Source organism: Streptomyces sp. BK79 (assembly GCF_044142145.1).
Taxonomy (GTDB): Bacteria; Actinomycetota; Actinomycetes; order Streptomycetales; family Streptomycetaceae; genus Streptomyces.
In genome coordinates this window covers 1-915 of the sequence record NZ_JBHVOC010000081.1, presented here as the reverse complement: position 1 = coordinate 915, position 915 = coordinate 1, and the positions used below count along the sequence as shown (strand labels likewise).

At 68.3% G+C, this 915-nt stretch carries 1 protein-coding gene; it reads left to right on the top strand.

All coding sequences use genetic code 11. From position 1 onward, the window contains the following. Positions 1–915: 2-oxoacid:ferredoxin oxidoreductase subunit beta (locus ACFIF2_RS35855; RefSeq protein ID WP_395577481.1), on the top strand; the 915-nt coding region annotated here is incomplete at both ends.

The window sequence follows — 915 nt, the reverse complement described above, 5'->3', positions numbered from 1 at the left end:
GAAGGACTTCAAGTCCGATCAGGAGGTGCGCTGGTGCCCGGGATGCGGTGACTACGCCGTCCTGGCCGCGGTGCAGGGCTTCATGCCGGAACTGGGTCTGGCCAGGGAGAACATCGTCTTCGTCTCCGGCATCGGCTGCTCCTCCCGCTTCCCGTACTACATGAACACCTACGGGATGCACTCCATCCACGGCCGCGCCCCCGCCATCGCCACCGGCCTGGCCACCTCCCGCCGCGACCTGTCCGTGTGGGTCGTCACCGGCGACGGCGACGCCCTGTCCATCGGCGGCAACCACCTCATCCACGCCCTGCGCCGCAACGTCAACCTCAAGATCCTCCTGTTCAACAACCGGATCTACGGCCTCACCAAGGGCCAGTACTCCCCCACCAGCGAAGTCGGCAAGATCACCAAATCCACGCCGATGGGCTCCCTCGACGCCCCCTTCAACCCCGTCTCCCTCGCCCTCGGCGCCGAGGCGTCCTTCGTCGCCCGCACCGTCGACTCCGACCGCAAACACCTCACCGAGGTCCTGCGCCAGGCCGCCGCCCACCCCGGCACCGCCCTCGTCGAGATCTACCAGAACTGCAACATCTTCAACGACGGCGCCTTCGACGCCCTCAAAGACAAACAACGGGCCCAGGAAGCCGTCATCCGCCTCGAACACGGCCAGCCCATCCGCTTCGGCACCGACAACACCAAGGGCGTCGTCCGCGACCCGGCCACCGGCGACCTCACCGTCGTCACCGTCACCCCCGACAACGAGGCCGACATCCTCGTCCACGACGCCCACGCCACCTCCCCCACCACCGCCTTCGCCCTCTCCCGCCTCGCCGACCCCGACACCCTCCACCACACCCCCATCGGCGTCCTGCGCTCCGTCGACCGGCCCGTCTACGACACCCTCATGGCCGACCA